General features: G+C 47.2%; 15 protein-coding genes. 8 read left to right on the forward strand and 7 right to left on the reverse strand.

What is annotated here, in order from left to right:
• Positions 1-281 precede the first annotated feature (281 nt).
• Entirely contained in the window at positions 282-1973 is a 1692-nt protein-coding gene (leuA, locus tag C0068_RS17095; protein WP_103685695.1) for a 2-isopropylmalate synthase, read from the forward strand.
• A gap of 88 nt (positions 1974-2061) precedes the next feature.
• On the opposite strand, the gene C0068_RS17100 is transcribed toward leuA, so the two are convergent.
• The 5 genes from C0068_RS17100 to C0068_RS17120 form a co-directional block, all read right to left on the reverse strand.
• Positions 2062-3078, reverse strand: coding sequence for a nucleoid-associated protein (locus C0068_RS17100; protein ID WP_103685696.1), 1017 nt, complete (start codon positions 3076-3078; stop codon positions 2062-2064).
• A gap of 348 nt (positions 3079-3426) precedes the next feature.
• Positions 3427-3879, reverse strand: a complete 453-nt coding sequence (locus tag C0068_RS19720) for a hypothetical protein (RefSeq protein WP_103685697.1) — start codon at positions 3877-3879, stop codon at positions 3427-3429.
• A complete protein-coding gene (locus C0068_RS17110; protein WP_103685698.1) occupies positions 3866-4237 on the reverse strand; it encodes a hypothetical protein in 372 nt (123 codons plus the stop codon). Before C0068_RS17110 ends, C0068_RS19720 begins: the two co-directional genes overlap by 14 nt.
• A 207-nt stretch (positions 4238-4444) precedes the next feature.
• Entirely contained in the window at positions 4445-5677 is a 1233-nt protein-coding gene (locus tag C0068_RS17115) for a DUF445 domain-containing protein (protein WP_103685699.1), read from the reverse strand.
• Positions 5678-5717: 40 nt separating this feature from the next.
• A complete protein-coding gene (locus C0068_RS17120; RefSeq protein ID WP_103685700.1) occupies positions 5718-6464 on the reverse strand; it encodes an Abi-alpha family protein in 747 nt (248 codons plus the stop codon).
• A 153-nt stretch (positions 6465-6617) separates the two neighbouring features.
• Here C0068_RS17120 and C0068_RS17125 point away from each other — a divergent pair, with 153 nt between their 5' ends.
• Genes C0068_RS17125 through C0068_RS17140 form a run of 4 tightly spaced genes read left to right on the forward strand, consistent with a single transcriptional unit; the run spans position 6618 to position 10695 of the window.
• Entirely contained in the window at positions 6618-7034 is a 417-nt protein-coding gene (locus C0068_RS17125) for a DUF4282 domain-containing protein (protein WP_103685701.1), read from the forward strand.
• A 33-nt stretch (positions 7035-7067) separates the two neighbouring features.
• Entirely contained in the window at positions 7068-9203 is a 2136-nt protein-coding gene (locus tag C0068_RS17130) for a DUF1302 domain-containing protein (RefSeq protein ID WP_103685702.1), read from the forward strand.
• Between the two features lie 17 nt (positions 9204-9220).
• Positions 9221-9985, forward strand: coding sequence for a hypothetical protein (locus tag C0068_RS17135; protein WP_103685703.1), 765 nt, complete (start codon positions 9221-9223; stop codon positions 9983-9985).
• Entirely contained in the window at positions 9982-10695 is a 714-nt protein-coding gene (locus C0068_RS17140) for a YceI family protein (protein ID WP_103685704.1), read from the forward strand. The genes C0068_RS17135 and C0068_RS17140 overlap by 4 nt, the downstream gene beginning before the upstream one ends.
• Here C0068_RS17140 and C0068_RS17145 read toward each other — a convergent pair.
• Positions 10688-12253, reverse strand: a complete 1566-nt coding sequence (locus tag C0068_RS17145) for a flavin-containing monooxygenase (RefSeq protein ID WP_103685705.1) — start codon at positions 12251-12253, stop codon at positions 10688-10690. The two genes, C0068_RS17140 and C0068_RS17145, sit on opposite strands and share 8 nt — an antisense overlap.
• A gap of 144 nt (positions 12254-12397) precedes the next feature.
• Between C0068_RS17145 and C0068_RS17150 the strand changes: the two genes are divergently transcribed.
• The 3 genes from C0068_RS17150 (at position 12398) to C0068_RS17160 (ending at position 15058) form a co-directional block, all read left to right on the forward strand.
• Positions 12398-13264, forward strand: a complete 867-nt coding sequence (locus C0068_RS17150; RefSeq protein WP_103685706.1) for an SDR family NAD(P)-dependent oxidoreductase — start codon at positions 12398-12400, stop codon at positions 13262-13264.
• 17 nt (positions 13265-13281) lie between these two features.
• The gene (locus C0068_RS17155; RefSeq protein ID WP_103685707.1) at positions 13282-14139 is read left to right on the forward strand and encodes a metal-dependent hydrolase; all 858 of its coding nucleotides are present in this window, start codon (positions 13282-13284) and stop codon (positions 14137-14139) included.
• 124 nt (positions 14140-14263) lie between these two features.
• Positions 14264-15058 carry a MerR family transcriptional regulator gene (locus tag C0068_RS17160; protein ID WP_103685708.1) on the forward strand — a complete coding sequence of 265 codons (795 nt, stop codon included), beginning with the start codon at positions 14264-14266 and terminating at the stop codon, positions 15056-15058.
• Positions 15059-15285: 227 nt separating this feature from the next.
• Here C0068_RS17160 and C0068_RS17165 read toward each other — a convergent pair whose 3' ends face one another.
• A complete protein-coding gene (locus C0068_RS17165) occupies positions 15286-16275 on the reverse strand; it encodes a metal-dependent hydrolase (protein ID WP_103685709.1) in 990 nt (329 codons plus the stop codon).
• Between the last annotated feature and the right edge of the window lie 4 nt (positions 16276-16279).

Genomic DNA, 16279 nt, shown 5'->3' on the forward strand with positions numbered 1-16279 from the left:
ATAAAAGGCATAACATTCTATTTTTCTAACATTAATAGCAATATTAGACCAAATAAGAACGATTTCAAGCTAAAATTCGCAATCTTATGCCAGACCTCTCCCCCTATACTGGGAACCGTGGAGTTATCGCTCCCACCCCTTGTCGAAACGAGCGCAACACCCCGCGATCGGGCCGCACAAAACAGCAACTTTTATAAAAAGTGAAACAGGAATACACGGTAAAACGCCCGGCACCCCGGGCCCTGCCACCACACAACTTATAGACTTAGGAAATTTTGATCATGGGCGAATTCAACCACCGCAAATATCGGCCTACGCCGGTCATCGCCATACCAGACCGCCAGTGGCCCAACAACAGCATCGAACAAACACCACAGTGGTGCTCAGTCGATTTACGCGACGGCAATCAAGCCTTGGTTGAACCCATGAACGTGCAGCAAAAACTGCGTATGTGGGATCTATTAGTCAAACTCGGCTTCACCCAAATTGAAGTGGGATTTCCCGCAGCATCGCAGCCGGACTTCGACTTTGTGCGCGCGCTAATCGACGGCAACCGTATCCCCGACAATGTCACAGTTCAGGTGTTGACTCAGGCCCGCGAAGAATTGATCGCCCGCAGCTACGAATCACTAAAAGGCGCAAAGAATGCCATTGTGCATGTATACAACTCCACCAGCCCAGTACAACGTGAACGGGTTTTCGGCCTAGACAAACAAGGCATTATCGACATTGCTATTCAAGGCGCAAAATGGGTGAAGGAGTACGCCGCTAGGCAGCCAGAAACCAACTGGTCATTCCAATATTCACCAGAAAGTTTCAGCAGCACAGAAGTTGATTTTGCCGTAGAAATTAGTGATGCCGTCATTGCCGAATGGCGCGACAGTGGAAACCCTATCATTATTAATTTGCCGGCAACGGTGGAATGCGCCAGCCCCAATGTATTTGCAGATCAAGTGGAGTGGTTCTGCCGCAACACCCGCTACCGCAAAGACATTACCGTGTCTGTGCATACCCACAATGATCGCGGCTGCGGTGTCGCTGCGGGCGAGCTGGCGGTAATGGCCGGTGCCGATCGGGTTGAAGGTACGCTACTGGGCAACGGCGAGCGCACAGGCAATATGGACATTGTCACTATGGCGATGAACCTTTACAGCCAAGGCGTAGATCCCGGCCTGAATTTGGCCGATATGGACGAAATTATTGCCGTGGTAGAGCACTGTACAAACATACCGCTGCATCCGCGCCACCCCTATGCGGGGGAGTTGGTATTCACGGCATTTTCAGGAAGCCACCAAGACGCCATCCGCAAGTGCCTGAGCAAGCAGCAGGACGATGAGCACTGGCAGGTCGCCTATCTGCCGATTGACCCCGCTGATTTAGGACGCAGCTACGAGGCGGTAATTCGCATTAATAGCCAATCAGGTAAAGGCGGCGTGAGCTGGGTATTGGAGAATGACTACGGTCTGCAACTACCGCGCTGGCTACAAATTGACGCCAGCCGAATGGTGCAAGCTCGAGCAGAGGAAATTTCTGGTGAAGTGACGTCCGCGCAAATATGGGATTTATTCGACGCCCACTATCTGCAGGCCAAACAGAATATATCTATTCAGAATTTTTCAGTTAGTCAGGACAATTCTGAAAATGGCGGCCAAGACGTATTAAGCCTGAGCTTTAGCGACCGGCGTGGCAGCACCACGCTCAAAGGCCATGGCGACGGCGCAATCAGCGCCTTGGTTGACGCATGGCAAAACGAGTTTGGTGACAAGATTGAAATACTGGACTACCGCGAACATGCGCTAGGTACAGGCACAGACTCGCAGGCCATCGCCTATGTGCACCTGTCGATTAACAAGCAACGCTATATTGGTATCGCCAAACACCGCGATGTTATTTCAGCTTCACTGCAGGCAGTACTAAATGCCTCAGTACAGGCTGCAAACATCTCTGCAAACGCAGAACGTATGGCAAGCTAATGTTCGAGGAAAAAAAAGCCGCGCTGCAGTCATTCGGCGCGGCTTTTTTCATCGTCAAATCTCAAAATAAAATCAAAGCGATAACGCTCTATTTCTCTTTTCTCGCCTTAATGTTCACCACCGCCTGAAACCCATCCTGATTGTCGGTAATCGACATATCAGATACCGAATACTTAGAATCACTAATCACCAAACCCACACCCGCCCGCACTCTCACTCGGCTAGTGATCGGCTTTGCCTGCCTAGCAAAATCCTTTGGTTTAATTTGATAATCGTCGGCTATATCAATGCCGGTACTGCTCGCCACACCAGATATCACCTCAGATAGCGCTTCGGAATCAATATATTGCGAGGAGATATGCTTTAGCTCACCTATCGAAGTGAGCTCGGCAGACTTTATCTTCTCGGTAATTTCCTTATTCAGTTCGGCGATATCTTGGGTATCTTCTATTTTGGAGCTGACCCCCTTCAAAATTAAGCCGCTCAACTTGGCATAAGATTTTGATGTTGCCCTTGGCGATACCTTCAAAAATGACTCCATCCAATACTTTGTTTTTTGGCCAAGATTGTCGACAACAAACACACCTTGATCATTAGGAAGGATTAGCGCGCCCTTCTGTATTTTATTTAAAGAAATACCGCTGCGCTCAAACATATCAAAGGAGTCCGATGACTCCACAATCTCAATAAAATTGTCTTTATTCTCAATCTTTAGCACGGCAAGTGCATTCGACGCAGTTTCATTATGCTTTATTCCAGCAAACTGCAAAAAAATCAGGTCGCCGCCCGAAATGTTTTGGTGGGTAGACGTGGCATACAAATGCTTTGCAATAGCCTGAGTGCTGTTCAAAAATTCACCAGATGCATTGAATATTTTTCCAGCAATATTCGCCACAGTATTCAAGGAAATATCTGACTCATGAAAAAAATCGTATATCTCGCTTTGCTTAGAAAGCGGGAGTAAGTAGTGCTTAATAAGCAACTCACTCAAAGACTCATCAGCCGTCGACTCCTTCTCAGCAAGACGCATCCCCTCTTCACGCGCCTTGCTTCCCACCCGATGCACTGCAATATGTGTCAGCCGCGCAGAACTTACATCAATCATACAATCCCACTCATGTTTAGTTTAAATCCTTGCATGTGGCGCTTCCTGCATTCTTAGTATTGCGCAAACAAACATTTGAGAATCAGTATGCGGGGAAACTGGTAAAGTGAGTAGATTACAGACCACTCGCGCTATTTCCAGAATATGCAGGAACGCCTCGCGGAAAATACCACACAACTCGGCACATCACACCGCTAGGGAAAGAAAATTGAGTAATTTTTGAAATACGGAAGCTGAATATTGAAACAGTAGCGCTACTGCCGTATATAGAGCCTGCCCGACTCCTGCTAAACCTATATTAGAAATTCCGCGCCATAAAATGCTTAACGAAACATATAGGATAAATAGCTACTTTTCCTCGTCAGGCGGTAACACGGGCTTTATCCGACGCGCCTTCATGTCTATGCCCGCTCTCGTCAAATAGCCTGCGGCCTTATTTATACCTCTAATCGAGGTGTATACAGATTCTGAGATCAAATCGTGAGTTTGCCTAACTATTCTTGTTGTATCTCGAGTTGCAGCAAACGACTCAAGCGTATCGAAAGGAATTTTTGCGATTCCCATATGGACACTACGGACGGTAGCGGTACTAGTATCTATAACCGTTTCCGTAAAGTCCTGCGCTGACTCCAATTGACGATGCCAGTCTTCCTGGTAGCGCAATTCAAGTAAGCTGGCGGCGTCCTCACGCAAACGAAGAGAGAACGCTTTTATATTGCACTCATGCCTCCACAGGGAAAAAGATGAAATTCCCGCCAAGAGCACCGCTGCTACACATAGCAAAATATCAACCCAAACCATGAATACTTATCTCCGCCTGCACGCCTCTTTCTTCAAGCTGACCGCGCATAATTTCCACAGTACGTTTATACACTATGCTGCGAATCACATCTGGTGCAAAATTATTTAATAGCCCAGCAAATACTGATTCTTTTGTCGCCAGCTCAACCGGATTTAATATTTTAATCGCAATAAACCCCTTGCCTTCTGACACCGGAATTTGATTAAAATCAACAGGATTAGCCCTCCACGCTTTGGCTAAAGCACGCTGTTCGTCCTGAAGCGTCAATAACAGGCGGCGCTGTGCATTCAGCCTAACTAATAAATAAGTAATAACTATTAAAAGTAATGCAAATAGAGCTAATGAAAAATAATACATAGATTTCCTCAATAAATTATCACACCGCCTATACAAGGCAGCAGAGTTGGCGCTCTTTAGCCACAATATACATCTTTATAAACACTCCCACCTATCTAAACAGGTCCAAAGAATGAGATAAGATAAAAACTTTAACACCATAACAAAAAATGCGTGAGGCACTCTTCGCGCCTCACGCATTTTATAGCTCCCTTTACACCAAGAGGGCTACCCCAAATATGTAAATAAAATTAGCTGAGCAATACCAACACAACAGCCTAGTGCAGCACCCACCAAAATCAAAATCCATTCATCTTCTTTAAATGCTGGCCGCAGCATATCTTCAAAATCTGGTGGCGGAAGCACCTCAAGCTGAGAAGCCAAGGTATTAGCGAGATCCATGGCGTCTTTTGCATAAACATCAATTGATTTAACTGCATCTGGTAGCCTTTCAACCAAACGTTCTGCAGCTACTTCTTTAATTTTTACATACTGGCGAGTACCTACCGTCCAAGCCACAAAGGGACGAGCGATACCAGATTGGTCATCAATAACACGTTTTACGTGACGGGCAATCATCATAAATACTCGGTCAGAATACGGACCTTTTAACACGGCTTCAATGATGTTGCTCGGTGTAACAATTTCGTCAGCAATGAGTCGAGCATAATCGCGAGAAACCTCTTTTTGGCGCTTATGGAAAATACCATGTAGCTTCCATGGCCCTAATCGCATTGGCGACTGAGGTTGGAAAATCATCCGCAATGCCACCACATTAGTGCAATACCCCACTAACAGACCAAACAATGGCAGCTGCCAATCTGCTTTATAGAACATCCATCCGAGCATTTGAAAAAAGCCAAACAAGCTGCCGAAATATAACCCCGACACACCGATGAATTTAAATTCCTCACTACCCGTTTCTTGAAATATACGATTGATAAGTGCTTTATCTCGCACCAAGGTGGTAACCACCATATCTTTTAAATCGAAAACATTTTCTATGTCATTTCGCAGATCCTTCATCACCTCTGCTACGGCAGCCGGCGAATCGGCTTGAATGCGATGTATGATGAGATCTTTTGCCGCACGCGGCAGTGTTTCCCATATGCCTGGCTCAAATTCAGACATAATCTCTTCAACCATATGGTTGACCAGATTGATAATAGGCCCCTCAATTTCTTCAGCAACACGAACTGGGTCAAGCCGATCAAAAACTTCCCTCTCGGTAATCAAGCGGGGAACAATCGTATCTACCGCAATACTCGCCATTTTTCCGGCTTTGCTAGGAATAATTCCCTGCCAACCCAAAATTGGTGGTTTACCAACAAATTCCAGTGGCGAAAACATCATTTTGATTGCCACCACATTGGTAATAAAGCCAACGACGCCACTCGTTATGGGCATAGATAAATAAAGCACCCAGTGCGCTGAAAATTCTAACCATACGGCCTCTAACATAAATCACCCCAATTATTATATTTTTATCTAGCAAATTATTTTATTGATCTTCGACGTTACATATATCCCAAAATAAGTTGCCAGCTCGACTAAGCTTCAGCGTCTTGCGATCACATCGAAGACGAAAATACCCCGCCTTCTGCGCGACGCCTAACGCCTCCATTACATCACTATTTGCTTCTAACACTTGATAATCTAATTCAAATTCAGAGTTAATCGCGCCAAATTCAATTAACCCCAAAGCATTGAGATTTGAGAGATAGACCGGCATTAAATCCCGTACTTTGACCCTCGCAGGTTTAACAACGGAGGAAATACCAGACAGTAATATTTCGCGCTGACCAGTTAAGGTCTGTGAGCCGCTAACACTTATGACCGCGTGACCACTGCCGTCGGACAAAGCAGATAAAATCCTCACTTCATCGGCAACTATGTGATCCAGAACTCGATTCGCCCAACTACGTACGGACTCTTCTTTGCTCTGCTCCATAGCGTCCTGCATCATAAATTGTAGACGCTGCGCGGGGGATCTAGGTTGAATAGGATCGGAACAGCGGTCACTTCCAGCAACTGTTTTTTCATTACTAGCCGCTGAATCAGGCCCTCCTAGCAGCCCGCTGTTTTGCGGCTCACGCGAGACAGCGCGCCGCAAACGCCGGTGAAGAGTTTGAAGCATCGCATCTTCAACCACTTCATATTCACGCTGAACAAAGTCCGCACCAGGCAGACGTTCAGCACTTTCAGATATTTTGCGGGCAAGTTTGACAAGTTGTTCAGTAGTGCGCATAAGTAAAGCCAACAGTTATTATTTATCATTCGGCAGTAAACACTGACACCTTGTAATGCTACATTACTCAATGTAATATGTACAACATCTAAAGTCGCTATACTAAGTTATCGATAATAATACCAAAATAATAGACCATCGACGGAGGGCTGTATGCCGAAGAGAAAGCTTGGTGAGTTTATTTCCGAGTTTGCCAAAGCACTTAGTGATATCAACTTTAACCATATTGTTACCACCAGGATGCTACCGACTATATACGTAGCTGGAATCATATTTGCTGCTCTTCTTGCTCTGTCTTTAGCGGTAAGCTCATGGGAATCGAACAGCTGGCCTGCACGCCTAATTTGGTCATTTGTCTTTTCCCCAATGCTTTTTATTGGCCTGGTAACCATTTGGCGCGTCATTTTAGAACTCTGCCTATCCATTTTTGAAATGACCGTCGTGGTTCGTTCATTGCACACCGAGCTAGAAAAAGTCTCTGGGGTTACCGACGAAATTGCCACCGATCTTCCTAGAATCCAGTTTTGGAAAACACGCAAACAAAGTAATAGCTCAAAAAATCAAAAATAAACACCTAAAAACAATAAGTAAGGGGATTTTATTTTGGCTAAATACCGTACCGTCATATTCACGGTATCTCTGCTTTCCGGCCTACTCCACGCCGAAGTAGAGAGTGAAACACCGATTGACCTGAACATACCCAGCTCGCCAGCCGTAAAAGTGTCGTTTGATAACGTATTAATGTGGAGCGTCGGCTTCCGAGTAGAATCCCCCGACCCAGACATGATCGGCAAAGTGAGCCTTGAGCAGAACCGCAATTTATGTGCTGCTGACGATTGTATTGGGCTGTCTAGAAATGACACAGCGCCGAATGAACGCTTTATGGCGGCCAGAGGATTACTATCCTCTAACACCGACGACGGCAACCTAAATTATGATGCAGGCGATCCTGTCCTTGGGTTTCTAAAATGGGACTCTCGGCTATCACTTGGCTTTGAAAATTTCGACGTAGAGATCAGCTGGCAATATCTATTCGATGCCGTGAACTACGGCTTTGAAGAGTTCTATAGCAATCAAATTGTGAGTCCCGGAACCCAGCCAGGCCAGGCAACCTACCGTGATCGCCCAGAAGAAACCGAAGCCGCAATCGGCCAATTTATTGACTTGCGGGACGCATGGGTGTCATTTCGCATGCCAATTGGCGAACGCGAAGCCGACATTAAAATCGGCCGCCAACTCCTAAATTGGGGAGAGTCCACCTTTGTATTACGGGGCAACCTAAACTTTATAAACCCCTACGAAACCAATAATTTGTTCCGTCCCGGTTTTGAATTAGAGGAAATTTATCGCCCCGTCGGGCTAGTCAATTTTGACATGGCATGGTCGGACCGCCTGCGAGTTCAAGCCTTTTACCAGTTTGAATGGTTACCCTACGGCCTGCCAGCCAAGGGCGCTGTCTACTCATTTTTAGACGCTGGCAACGAGGTCACCCACAACGAATCCGTGGTACTGCCATTTGCAAAAACACCCAATGATCCAGACCAACTTCAGACCCCTGCAAGCCCTTTGCTATCCCTAATTTCGGGCACCAGTTTTAGCGCCCGCCGCGCCCCCAACCGTGAAGCAAAAGACGGCGGTCAATTTGGCGTAGGCTTACGCTATTTTCGGGACGACTGGTTTGACGGCACCGAATTAGCAGTATTTTTGGCCAATTATCACGCTCGCATCCCGAGCTTAAGTGGCTACGCGGCCGATGCCTCCTGCACTCGCCGTGAAGGTAATGGCCGCGGCGTTGATACCAGCAATATCGCTGAATTTTTGATTGACTGCGGGATCCCCCTTCTAAATACACCAGGCCAAGATTTTGAAGCACTGCCCCTAGACACTTTCCGCTACTTTCTTGAATACCCAGAAGACATCCACCTCTTGGGCGCCACCTTTAATATTGAATCGAGCGGTATTCTCTACGGCGGGGAATTTGCTTACCGGCACAACCAGCCCGTTCAAGTCGATCTCGAAGACATTATCTTTGCCGGTCTACAGCCCGCATTCCCCAGACACGACATTTTAATCATACCGGGAACCCTGCCAGGACTGCCTGCCGCAACTATTCCCGCCTCGCAAACCGCACTACCCGACTACGTAACCAGCTATCGCGGCGGCACCGCTGGCGAAATTGCCCCCAACGCATATATTCGTGGCTACGAATCCGAGCAAACCGTACAGCTCACCCTTACCGCAACGAAACTGTTCGGCAATCGCAGTTCATTTTTAGGCTCCAAGCAGTTTGCACTCTTGGCTGAGGTACAGGGTATTTGGGTGCCGGGCCTGCCATCACTCGATCAATTGCAATATGAGGGGCCAGGTACCCACACCCACGCCAGTCCAGGTACAGCAGACACCGGTAACGGTTCATTACTGAACCCCATACGTAATGAAGGAGGCTATGTAAGCGAGTTCTCTTGGGGCTACCGATTAACCGCAATAGGCTCATTTGACCTTCCCATCAAAGGTGTAGAAATGCGACCTCTACTGGTTTGGCTGCACGACATTGAAGGCGTCAGCCCAGGCTTTGCGGAGAACTTTCTTGAAGGACGTCAGATTGGTATTTTCCAAGTTGATTTTCGTCGCGGCCCCTGGACTCTAGGCACTACCTATAACTTCTTCGGCGGCGGCGGAGACCGCAATGCATTTAGAGACCGAGACTTTATGTCGATGTACCTACGCTACAAATTCTGAACAGTGGAAACCCTATAATGATAAAAACAAAACAACATCAAACCGGTATTTCAACCATCGCCCTACTCCTTAGCACCTTAGCCGTCGGCGTCATTATTGGTGGCGGCCTTGGTGCCGCATGGACAATCAAAAATGTCGAAGCGCGTCTATTGCTTCACGAGCAACCCGCCGACATCAGGATTAACGACGCCCTCATGGTGCGCGCACGCGTATTGAATCAGCTGGATATCAGTATTAATGAAATGATCCGCACTCAGGTACCCATCAATAAAGATGTAACCGTACCGGTAAATGAAACCTTAAACCTGATGGCTGCGATAAAAACCCGCGTACCCGTCGAGCTCACTGTTCTCGTTAACGACGTTATTACCATTGATCAAGTTCTTGACCTTGATGCGGTCGTTGAAGCAGAAGTGCTCGGGGAAATCATCGACATTCCAATTCGTGGCAAAGTACCAGTAAGAGCAGAGGTCCCCATTAGCCTAAAGATTCCCGTGCGCGAAAATATTCCCGTTGACCTACTAACACCGGTAAAAGCTGTACTAAAACAAGCCTTAACAGTACCGCTTAATACAGTAATCGACGCCGAAATTCCCATTCGCAGCAATATGAGTGTTCCTGTGCACTCAGATATCGAGGCTAAGTTATTTCTACCCAAAGAGGATATTAAGGCCACCATCACCTACGCCGACCTAAATATTCCACTGAACACGCTAAAATTAGGTCTTAGCGACGAAGACTCCCCCGAGCGACGCGATGAAGACAAGAAGGAGTCCGAATGAAAATTCTTTCACCCCGCGGTCTTCTATTGCTGCTTCCACTAACGCTGGCAATCATCATCGCTGGCACTTGGGCCGGCACTCAGCTATTTCAGTTTGGCCTGATCAAACTCACACTGAGCGAGCAAGATATAAAAGTCCGCCTTCCCCCACAACTAAACGCGTCGATGGAGAGCACTCGCCCCCTCGACATTCAACTCAATGGAGATATCAGCACGGTAGTGCCGTTTAAAGAGGTTCTGGATGTTCCCTTCAAAGGTGAGTATCCGGTTAACGTCAAATTAGACGCCAATATCCCAGTTGCGTTTGAAGTCGTCTACGAAGGTATTATTCCCGTAGATACCATGGCGGCGATAACCGCAACAACGGAAATTAATTTCGGCAATGTAAAAAAACTGCGCAATCTCAAAATTTCCACCTCGATTCCGATGAAGTTTGATCTGCCAGTTAATTTACGCGTACCGGTAAAAGACAATATCCGCTTTAATTATAACGGCCCTATTACCGTCTACGCTGACGAGATGCTACAACTACCGGTAGACACCGTTATTGAGACAACAATAAATGTCGACCAGAGAGTATCAACACCGGTAACGTCGCGCCTAAATCTCGTCGCCGAACTACCTCAAGAAGAGGTATCAGCTACGATTGTTCACTCGGAGCTGAACCTCAGGCCGGCCACATTACAACTCCTAAAAAAGGAGACTAAATAAGCTCGCCCTCTACTACGTCGAGCACCGCCGCCTCCTTCTCTACCTTGCGGGGAACACAGTGATGGTTCCCCAATTTAAATTCTCTACTCAGGTATCGGTACACAAAAGTAAAGCCCGGCCATAAAGTCCAGTTTTCACCCTTATCGTTGATATACCAGCTCTGACAACCAGATTGCCAGATCGTATTTTTTAAGCGCGACTGAATCTGACGAACAAACTTTGTCTGCACCGATTCTTTTACCTCAACACTCGCTAAACCGTGCTGACGCATTTTACTTAGCGCGTCGCCAATATAGCGAATCTGAGATTCGATCATATACACTTGGGAGTTGTGACCCAAACCGGTATTTGGCCCTAACAATAAAAAGAAATTAGGGAAGCCTGACAACATACAGCCTAAATGTGACTGGGCGCCGTTTTCCCAAGACTCAGCCAATGTCTGCCCGTCAGCATTGCGAATATCGAGCGCCGCAACGGCATCCAGAGTTTTAAACCCTGTACCCAAGATGATCACATCCACCTCATGACTCACGCCATTACTATCTATAATCGCATTTCCGTTGACGCGCTCAATACCGCAGGTCTCCAGTGCAACATGCTCGCGATTAATTGCCGCGTAATAGTCGTTCGAAATAAGAACCCGCTTACACCCCATATGGTAGTCAGGCGTCAGCTTCTGCACTTTTACAGGATCTTTTACATATTTTTTGATATGCCGCACTGCCTGCGCTTCTACCACCTTCAAAGCGCTGGTGAAGTAATTAAATGCCAGTGCGCGCCCTTCTAGTCGCGAATAAGTCGCCGCACGACGTAAAGACATCAAAGGCGGTACAGTCTCATATAAGCCCTGTTCCAGCTTAGAGATAACTCGATCAGGTTTTGGTAATACCCACGCGGCCGAACGCTGAAATAAGGTTAATGACTTCACCTGCTGGGTAATTGCCGGTACAAACTGTATCGCACTGGCACCAGTACCAATCACCGCAACACGCTTACCCGTCAAATCGACATCATGGCGCCACTGGGCCGAGTGAAACACCTCACCCTTGAAATCATTTAAGCCGCGAATATCTGGAATATTCGGCAGATGCAAAGCACCAATAGCAGAGACCAACTTCCGGGCCTGTACACGCTGACCATTGCTAAATTTTAACTGCCAAATTTTCTCTTGCGCATCGAAGCGAGCCCCTGACAAAGCATGGCCGTAGCACATATGCTCATCTAAATTGACATCGCGAAGTACTTTTTCAAGGTACTGCTGTATTTCTGCTTGGGGAGCAAAGCCCCGCGACCAGCTCGGATTTTGCGCAAACGAAAAAGAGTAAAGCGCCGACTCAACATCGCAGGCGCAACCCGGATAGCTATTGTCTCGCCAGGTGCCCCCCGCCGAAGCTGCTTTCTCAAAAATGCGAAAATCATTGATACCGCGCTTTTTAAGCTCCGCGCCCATACCAATGCCAGAGAACCCGCTACCTATAATTGCAACATCCAGTACCCCCTCGGCTTGGTTTTTCCGTCGAGAGGTTCTCGTGATGTTGTCGGATTGCGATGCGCCCATAATTTTTCTCCGTCATTAACCTTCATATTTTTATATCACTACTTGACGATGCCAACATACAACGTTACATTTATTAATGTCAACATAGTCAATGTTACAAATATCAGTGACTCATAGAATTCTGTTAAGAATAAGAGGCATGACATGAAGAACTTTAAAACCAAGGTCGTCGTCGTTACCGGCGCCGCATCAGGAATAGGTAGGGCCCTAGCCCTACAACTCGACCGCGAAGATGCGGTACTCGCATTAGTAGACAAAGATGCCAGCGCCCTAGCCGCATTGAACGACGCAACAGGGCATCGCCACCTCGTCCAAGAGCTTGATGTTGCCGACAGGAAGGCGGTCTACCAATTTGCAGCGCGTGTCAGCACTGAGCTAGGTGGCGCCGATGTAGTGATTAACAATGCCGGTGTCGCGGTATCGCAGACTATTGCCGAGCTGGACTACGATGATTTCGAGTGGTTATTCAATATCAATTTTTGGGGAATGGTATACGGCACCAAGGCTTTTTTACCGCAATTGTTAACAAAGCCGGAAGCAGCCATCGTTAATGTATCTAGCTTGTTCGGATTACTATCCATCCCCACCCAGGGCGCGTACAACGCCAGCAAATTTGCCATCCGCGGTTTTACTGAAGCCTTACAGGCCGAATTGAAAGGGACGAATATTACTGCGCACTCAATACACCCCGGCGGCATCCGCACCAACATTGCACGCAACGCGCGACTCTACCAAGCACCGGGTGGCGTAAGCGATGCAGCAGCCGGCGTTGATCTTTTTTCTCGAATTAGCTTTACCGATGCTGACAAGGCGGCAAGCATTCTCCTTAAGGGGATTCAAAATAAGCGCGCTCGCATTCTGATCGGGCCTGACGCCGTCGCACTCGATATCGTTCAACGACTATTCCCCAAACAATACACCAATGCATTCAACTTCTTTGAACAACTGTTGAACCGTCTAACACCGCTCAACAAAGCTAAAGCCCCCCTCACAGAAATTACAAAAGCATAAATAAGGAAGCGACTAAAATGAAAACTACAACTCTAGCTGTAAAACCTGTACGTCGTGATCTGCGCTTTACATTCGACAGCAAACGCATGACTAACTGGCACCCCGACGGCCCCCATGCCAGCAATTTTTACAACACACTATCGGTGTTCTTTCCCGAAGGTGAACAGTTCTTTATCGACTCAGTACGTCACTACCGCGACAAAAAACAAATCAACAACAAAAAATTACTGGCGGAAATAAGCGCATTTATTGGCCAGGAAGCAATGCACGGCCGCGAACATCGTGACTACAATGCTGCAATCGCAGCAGCCGGCTTGGGCGGCGAGCAAATGGATGCCTTTGTTGGCAAATTACTGCAAACCATGCGCAAAATCCTACCGCCGTCAATGCAACTTGGTGGCACCTGTGCACTAGAACACCTTACCGCCTCACTCGCGGGCTATATCCTTGAGGACGAAAGTTTTCTAGAAGGTGCAGATGAACATATGGCGGCAGTGTGGCAGTGGCATGCGCTTGAAGAAACTGAACACAAAGGCGTGTGTTATGACGTGTACGAGCATGTAGTGGGCCAAGACACCAAGGCCTACGCTATTCGCGGTAGCTCAATGATCATTGCCATGAGCATTTTCTGGAGTAGCGTGTTGCCATTCTGGCTTTATATGAACTACCGTTCAGGAGCGATGACTGACCTCAAAGGATGGCGTGCTGGTGGTAAAATCTTATTTGGTCGCAAAGGTATTCTGCGACATTTTTCAAAAGACTTTATTGACTACTTCCGTCGAGACTTCCACCCTTGGGATCATGACAACTCGGCACAGCTAAAACGCCTAGAAGCCCTAGCGCAACGCTTTGCACCGCCAGCTAAAGCTGCCTAAGCGCAACTGCAGCCTACCTTGATGGGTAATTCAGTAAAATTCTGCAACGCCAATACCGCTGGGATCATTACCAGCGGTATTGTTATCTATTGCCAATGACTATATCAGCTATATAATAAGCGGGATGAAAGCACCCACTAGCTCTATCCGCGGACGCAAATCCAGCAAACAACAATTGGCCGATGGCGAATACACGGTTGACGATCTCGCTCGCCGTGGCAATACCACTGTACGCAACATCCGCGCTTATCAAGATCGTGGGATTCTCGCCCCACCTTTAAAACGCGGAAGACTTGGCATATATAACGACGACCACGCGGCGCGACTCGATATTATTAATAACCTGCTTGATCGTGGTTACACTATTGAGAATATTCGCGAGCTACTCGCCGCGTGGACGGACGGCCGCGATCTAGAAGATCTTCTGGGCTTAGAGCGAGCTATCACCCAAGTATTCAATTCAGAACAACCACGCGAGTACACCATTAGCGAACTTTTAAAAATGTTCGGCATTAAAGCTGCTCGTAAAAGCATCATTGATGAAGCAGTTAAACTCGGACTATTAGAGCGGAAGCGCAATAAATTTGTAGCCCCAAGCCCCAAGCTAATTGAAGCTGGTGAGCAGATGGTAAAGCTGGGGATGTCCTTTGAAGAAATCATCGAACTCATGCGCTTATTACGCGGCAATGTTCAACGCGCCGCTGATGGCCTCGTCAAAGTTGCTGTAGATCGATTTGATGAATTTGGCGACGATCTTCCCCCGCCAGAAACCCTTAGTGAGTTGTCACGCCTTATTTGGGAACTCAAACCAGTTGCGCACCAAGCTATTCGCGCCGAAGCAGAACTTGCATTAAACCGCTCTCTGCGAAACTTTCTCGGCGACCGCCTTTCTGCAGTAATTGAGCATTTACACGAGTAACAACCAGATACTTCTTTAATAAGTCCCACAAAGAACTTTTTAAAGTACCGCCACTCTTTCGCCTAAAAAAACCAAACATCGAGTGTGATTTTAGCGAGCCCGTGCGTAGTGGCTACCAACACTAGAATTCTCTAAGTCAAAAAAAACCAGCTCCAATATAATATTGAAGCTGGCTATTCAAGCTACGACCTGAATTTAATCTTTACTGATACTGACTAAACTTTCTATCAAACAGCCTTAGCATTCACAGCTTTGGGTTGCTGGGTAGCACGGTAGGCTGGCGAACTATTTAAGTAGGCTAATGCCTGCTCTGTCGAACCCTCATTTAACGGATGGTATAAGGGGGAAAGAAAAGGCAACTCTTTCATAAACAACCACGCTGGATGCGGTAAATGCCCCGTCTTAGAGACTTTCGCCCACTCCCGCCACAACCAAGGACGGAATGCACTAGGCTTCTTCTTAGCAAAGCGCGGATCTTGCTTCATGATATGAGCCGCTCCATCTGCCCAAATCATAAAGATCAAGGGGAATGAAATTGATGCGAGGTAGTAGCGAGAAAGATATCCGCCCCCCAAATGTCGATATAAATCAAAAGCGACACAGCGGTGCTCAACTTCTTCAGCTCCATGCCAACGCAATAGATCTAGCAACATTTCGTCTGCGCCCGCTTCATCCCATGTTTTGTTCTCCATCGCATACATGCCAAGCACACAGGTCATGTGCTCAATTGCGGCAATGATGCCCAAGCGAAATATCAACCAGCGCCGCTCTAAAAACTTAGGCACTTTGCGACCATAAGGTTTGTCGGCAAGAATGACGGTGAACAACTTGTCCATAAAGTCAGTATTACGCTCGGTCTCAATCCCATGGCTATTTAGGTATTTTTCAATCGCCCCGCCGTGAGCGCGAGCATGCATTGCTTCTTGGCGCATAAAAGCCTGCACATCTGCACGCAATTTTTCGTCGGTGATCAAGGGCAGAGCTTGGTTATAAAGACGGCAAAACCAAAACTCGCCAGCCGGCAAAATCAAATTCAATTCGTTAATAAAATGACTAGCAAAAGGCTGGTCTGGTATCCACTCCAGCTTCGTTTTTGACCAATCAAACTCTACCCGCCGCGGCGTCATGTAATGAGGGCTGGAAGATCCTTTCTTGCCCGACAACTTCAGAACATTACGCAATTTTGATTCTGCTTTTACTTTCACTTGTGTATTCATTGTC

The organism is Zhongshania marina, from assembly GCF_002915595.1.
Lineage (GTDB): Bacteria > Pseudomonadota > Gammaproteobacteria > Pseudomonadales > Spongiibacteraceae > Spongiibacter > Spongiibacter marinus_B.